General features: G+C 65.8%; 4 protein-coding genes. All 4 read right to left on the reverse strand.

Annotation, left to right across the window (positions count from 1 at the left end; genetic code table 11):
- Positions 1-2,083: xanthine dehydrogenase family protein molybdopterin-binding subunit (locus VFP86_15500; protein ID HET9001044.1), on the reverse strand; the 2,083-nt coding region annotated here is incomplete at its 3' end.
- A gap of 11 nt (positions 2,084-2,094) precedes the next feature.
- Positions 2,095-3,078, reverse strand: a complete 984-nt coding sequence (locus tag VFP86_15505; GenBank protein HET9001045.1) for a xanthine dehydrogenase family protein subunit M — start codon at positions 3,076-3,078, stop codon at positions 2,095-2,097.
- On the reverse strand, positions 3,075-3,647 hold the full coding sequence (locus tag VFP86_15510; protein ID HET9001046.1) for a 2Fe-2S iron-sulfur cluster-binding protein: 573 nt from the start codon (positions 3,645-3,647) through the stop codon (positions 3,075-3,077). The genes VFP86_15505 and VFP86_15510 overlap by 4 nt, the downstream gene beginning before the upstream one ends.
- A gap of 205 nt (positions 3,648-3,852) precedes the next feature.
- Positions 3,853-4,696: helix-turn-helix transcriptional regulator (locus tag VFP86_15515; protein ID HET9001047.1), on the reverse strand; the 844-nt coding region annotated here is incomplete at its 5' end.

Below are 4,696 nucleotides of genomic sequence, written 5' to 3' on the forward strand. Positions count from 1 at the left end.
GTGTTATGGGAAAGTCACGCACCCGAACGCCGGTAGCGTTGAAGACCGCATTTGCCACCGCCGCTCCCGCTCCGCAAACGCCGATCTCACCGAGACCCTTGACTCCCAGGACGTTGGCCTTGTCGTCGAAGTCATCGAGTAGCACGGCATCGATTTCGGGTATGTCAGCGTGCACCGGCACCAAGTATCCGGCGAGATCCCGGTTGACAAAGGCGCCGGATCTTGTGTCGATGACGGCCTCCTCGTGCAGGGCCGAGCTCACCCCCCAGATCATGCCGCCGACCAGCTGCGAGCGCGCCGTCTTGGGGTTCAGGATGCGCCCCGCGGTGAACACACCCAGCATCCGCCGGAGCCGGATCTCGCCGGTATCGGCGTCGACACCGACTTCCGCGAACTGCGCCCCGTACGTGTAGATCGAGTGAGCCTTGTAGTTGGGATCATCCCAGAAGCCGACGGAGACCTCGCCCTCCGCTTCGAGGCCCTCGGGAGGGATGCGGCCCGCCGAGGTGCGCAGTTTTTCGCGCAGGGCTTCGCAGGCCAGATGGACAGCGGTGCTCGTGTTGCCGGCGCCCCACGAGCCGCCGGAACCCGAGCTGACTGGGAACTCCGAACGCCCCAGCTCAACCCGCACGCGATCGAGCGGTAGATCGAGCCCCTCAGCAGCGACCTGGCTCAGGATGGTGTACGTGCCCGTGCCAATGTCGGTCATGTCGGTCTGGACGACGGCGACGCGGTCCGGTCCCATCCGGACCCTGACCTTCGTCGGGCCCTGGTAGTGCTCGCGTATGGCGGACGCCATGCCATAGCCGATCAGCCATCGCCCCTCGCGCCGGCTCGCAGGTCGCCCAGGACGCCGTTCCCAGCCGAACCGGCGCGCCCCTTCGCGCAGGCTCTCCACCAGACGCCGGTCGCTGAACGGAACACCGCGCTCGGGGTCGAGCGCGGGCTCGTTCAGGATTCGCAGCTCGACGGGGTCTATCCCGAGAGCATGGGCCAGCTCGTCCATCGCCGACTCCAGCGCGAGGAGGCCCGGCGCGTCGCCCGGCGCGCGCACGTCTTCCCCACCCTGAAGATCGAGTTGCGTCAACCGGTGGCGGGTCACGCGGTTGGGCGCAGCGTAGAGGCTGCGGGTGCTGATAGCGGTTTGCTCAACGTACTCCACGGCGCGACTTGTGTCCATGTTGACCTCGTGGGCGATGGCGGTCAACCGACCGTCGCGTCCCGCGGCCAGTCGCACCCGCTGGCTCGACGTGGGGCGCAGCCCGACGAGGTGAAAGATCTGCTGCCGGGTCATCGCGACCTTGACCGGCTGGTTCAACTGCCGAGACGCGAGCGCGGCCAGGATCGTTTCGTCATGAATGCCTCCCTTGGAGCCGAACCCGCCACCGACATACGGGCTGACAATGTGGACCCGTTGGGGGTCGATTTGGAGCGTGCTGGCGATCGCCAGGCGGGCCCAACCAATGATCTGGACGCCGACGTAGACGACCACGTCGTCGCCACGCCAGGCGGCCAGACACGCGTTTGGTTCCATCGGCTGGGCGAACTGGTACGGCGTAGCGTAGCGCTGATCTATCTTCACCGCGGCGGTCTCGAACGCGGAGTCGAAGTCGCCGACCGCGGTGTCTGTGTCCCAAAAGCCTCTCACGGTCTTGGGAGCGTACGCCAAATCCTGACGCGCAGCAAAGGCATAGTGTCCTGGTTCGGCCGCGTAGTCGACTTCAACAAGACCTGCCGCCGCTCGCGCCTGCTCGAAGGTCTCAGCGACCACGAGGGCTACGGGTTCGCCGTAGTGGTGAACCTCGGAACTGCTCAGCACCGGACGCGCGCGTGCGTTTTCGAACGGATTGGACAAGTCGGGGGTGCCTTGCGTCGGCGCATTGCGATAGGTCATCACCATGCAGACACCGGGCGACTGCTCGGCCCTGGACGTGTCCATTTCCGTGATGCGTCCCCGGCCGATCGTTGCACCGACGATGAAGCCGTAGAGCGGTTGCCCGACCTCCCAGTACTCGTAAGCGTAGGTGGCCTGGCCGGCGACCTTGAGCGGGCCATCGACACGGCTGATGGGTTGTCCGATCATGAGCCTCTCCCTTATTTCGACTGCGCCGCTTGCGCCAGCGTACGGCAGAGGGTGCGCTTCGCCAGCTCGATCTTGAAGTCGTTGTGACCTCTCCCCATAGCGTCTGCCATGGCGGCCTCCGCCGCGGCGCGGAAAGTAGCCGTCGTGGCCGGACGGCCCACGAGAGCGGCCTCTGCCTCGACCGACCGCCACGGCTTGGGGCCAACCCCGCCGAATGCCACTCGGACCGAGCTGACGGTCCCCCCATCGGTCGCGACGACGGCCGCCACGGAGATCAACGCGAACTCGTAGGAGGCCCTGTCACGCACCTTCCGGTAAACTTGACGGCCCGGCGGCGGCGGAGGCAAAGTCACGCCCGTGATCATCTCCCCCATCCCGAGAATGGTCTCGATATGCGGCGTCTCATCAGGCAACCGGTACAAATCCCCGATGGCAACGCTGCGGGTGGCCTGGCCGGCGCCGAGCAGCTCGATTCGCGCCTCGAGCGCCGCCAGGGCGACGGCCATGTCCGAGGGATGGGTGGCGATGCAGGCGTCGCTCGCGCCGAGAATGGCATGGATCCGGTTGAACCCGCCGATCGCCGAACAGCCCGACCCGGGCTCCCGTTTGTTGCAGCCCGCGGCGGTGTCGTAAAAGTAGGGGCACCTGGTGCGCTGCATCAGGTTGCCGCCGACGGAGGCTTTGTTGCGCAACTGACCCGAGGCTCCCGCGACCAATGCTTGCGATAGGACTGGGTAGCGAATCCGCACGCGGCGGTCGGCGGCGACATCGGAATTGGCCGCTTGAGCCCCGATCCGCAGGCCGCCGTCCTCCAAGTCGTCGATGTCCTTCAAGGGAAGGTGGCTGATGTCGATCAGATGGGTCGGCCGCTCGATCTCGAGCTTCATGAGATCGACCAGATTCGTGCCGCCGCTGATGTACTTCGCGCCGGCTCTGGACGCGGCGACAACTGCCGTCTGAGCGTCCGACACGCGCTCGTAGGTGAACGCTCTCATCGCCGGGTGCCTTCCGCGACGTCCCCGATCGCCGCGATGATATTCGGATACGCCGCGCACCGGCAGATATTGCCGCTCATCCGTTCGCGCATCTCCGCGTCCGTCAAGACGATCTCCGGGGCCGCCACGTCGGCGGTGGCGTGGCTGGGCCACCCGGCCTTCGCTTCGGCCAGCATGCCGACAGCCGAACAGATCTGACCAGGGGTACAGTACCCGCACTGGAAGCCGTCACGCTCGACAAAAGCCGCCTGCAGAGGGTGAAGCGAATTCGGCGAGCCCAGGCCTTCGATCGTCACGACCTCGTCGCCCTCGTGCATCACGGCGAAGGTCAGGCACGAGTTGATGCGCCGGCCATTGACAAGCACCGTGCAGGCGCCGCACTGTCCATGGTCGCACCCCTTCTTCGTGCCGCTCAGGTGGAGATGCTCGCGAAGTAAGTCGAGCAACGTAACACGTGGGTCAAGCATGACCCGATGCTCGACGCCGTTCACGACAACGCGTACAGGGTATTGCGTTGTCGCGGACGGCCCCGCCGCCACCGTGGCGGCGTCGACGCGCTCGTCCGTCATTTGAAACTCCTTTCGGGGCTTTGCTCGCAAGCATGCCCGACGGGGAAAATCCGCTGGCACCCACGCGCAACCACGTACCTATTGTGCGATGCTGAAGGTAAACGTAGCCAGGGCCCCAGCATGCCTAGGACTCCGGGGAACAGTCTGTCTGCCGCGGGGCTACGCTCGATGGACCGGCGCCGCGACCGGTTCGTACTCGCGCTTTCTACGTATGCTGATCCGGTTCGCCGGCGGCCATGCGGGCCAGGCGAATAAGCGCGCGCTCAGATGCAGTGCCGGGGTCGGCGTGATAGATGATCAAGCGCTGTCCTTCGGCCCCGATGATCGCCAAAGTCTCTGCACGAAGGTCGATAGAGCCTACGACCGGATGGTTAAACGTAACGAAGGGCCGAGCCGCAACTTTGACGTCATGAAGCGCCCATAGGCGCCGAAAACTAGCACTGCGAGCCGATAGGTCGCTCACGAGGTCGGCGAGACGGGCGTCCTCGATTTTGGGACCCATGAGCGCGCGCAGGCGCCCGACTGTGCGCAGGGCCGAAGCCTCCCAATCGCCCACCAACCGACGGACTTCAGGATCCAAGAATACCGCCCGCACCAGGTTGACGCCCGGCGCCAAGACGGGTGAGAGCGCAGTGGACAAGGCGTTCGTGGCAAGCACATCGAGATAGCGACCGTGGACCAACGCCGCCGCGTTCGTCCAAGACGCGATCAGCTGCACAAGGGAAGCCGGCGCCTGCTCGGTCGCTTCGGAGTCGCCCGAAGGCTTCTGGGGTTGCGTGAGAGTGTGCAGGTAAGCGGCGGCCTCAGCGTCGAGCTGCAGTGCGCGGGCGAGGGCGTCGAGGACCTGCGGGGAAGGATGGTGGTCTCGGCCTTGCTCGAGACGCAAGTAGTAATCCGGGCTGATGCCGGCGAGCATCGCGAGCTCCTCACGGCGCAGCCCGCGAACGCGCCGACGGCCTCCGGTACGAAGATTAACGTCCTCGGGCCGAACCATCTCACGTCGTGCTCGCAGAAACTGACCGAGAGCCGTACTCGCCGGCACGCCTGGA

This window comes from bacterium (assembly GCA_035703895.1).
Taxonomy (GTDB): domain Bacteria; phylum Sysuimicrobiota; class Sysuimicrobiia; order Sysuimicrobiales; family Segetimicrobiaceae; genus Segetimicrobium.